The following is a 1,014-nucleotide window of genomic DNA, read 5'->3' as shown; positions in this document are numbered from 1 at the left end:
CAATCACAGACTGGTTGAAGTTGAAACCGTTCAGGTTGAACGCCATTGTGCTGACACCCAAAGCGGTGAACCAGATACCGATTACAGGCCAAGCAGCCAGGAAGAAGTGCAAGGAACGGCTGTTATTGAAGGAAGCGTATTGGAAGATTAAGCGACCGAAGTAACCGTGTGCTGCAACGATGTTGTAGGTTTCTTCTTCTTGACCGAACTTGTAACCGTAGTTTTGAGATTCGCTTTCGGTGGTTTCACGAACCAAGGAAGAAGTTACTAGAGAACCGTGCATTGCAGAGAATAAGCTTCCACCGAAGACACCAGCCACACCTAACATGTGGAAGGGGTGCATTAAGATGTTGTGTTCCGCTTGGAAAACAATCATGAAGTTGAAGGTTCCGGAGATACCCAAGGGCATACCGTCAGAGAAGGAACCTTGTCCAATAGGGTAAATCAAGAATACTGCGGTGGCTGCTGCTACGGGTGCGGAGAATGCTAGGCAAATCCAAGGACGCATTCCTAAGCGGTAGCTGAGTTCCCACTCACGTCCTAAGTAGCAGAATACGCCGATGAGGAAGTGGAAGATTACCAGTTGGTAAGGGCCGCCGTTGTACAGCCATTCATCTAAGGATGCTGCTTCCCAAATTGGGTAGAAGTGTAAACCGATGGCGTTGGAGGAAGGTACTACTGCACCGGAGATGATGTTGTTTCCGTAAAGTAAGGAACCTGCTACTGGTTCGCGGATGCCGTCGATGTCAACCGGAGGTGCGGCGATGAAGGCGATGATGAAGCAGGTGGTTGCTGCTAACAGGGTGGGGATCATCAGTACGCCGAACCAGCCGATGTATAGTCTGTTGTTGGTGCTGGTGATCCAGTTGCAGAACTGCTCCCAAATGTTGGCGCTTTGGCGCTGTTGTAAGGTTGCTGTCATGGTTTTATGATTGCGATTTGCTGTTTATGTATTAGGCGTGTTTGTTTTCGCCTGTAAAATTATGTTACGAAATATGTTGAGTTTTGTAAAGT

Annotated in this window: 1 protein-coding gene; it reads right to left on the bottom strand. The window is 48.2% G+C overall.

Features of this window, described 5'->3' with window-relative positions; all coding sequences use genetic code 11:
• Positions 1–922: photosystem II q(b) protein (psbA, locus tag I8752_RS34725; RefSeq protein WP_214436693.1), on the bottom strand; the 922-nt coding region annotated here is incomplete at its 3' end.
• Positions 923–1,014 lie beyond the last annotated feature (92 nt).

It is taken from the genome of Dendronalium phyllosphericum CENA369 (assembly GCF_016056275.1).
In the GTDB taxonomy this organism is placed as follows: domain Bacteria; phylum Cyanobacteriota; class Cyanobacteriia; order Cyanobacteriales; family Nostocaceae; genus Dendronalium; species Dendronalium phyllosphericum.
The sequence above is the reverse complement of the archived record's forward strand: the minus strand, read 5'-3'. Positions and strand labels throughout refer to the sequence as shown.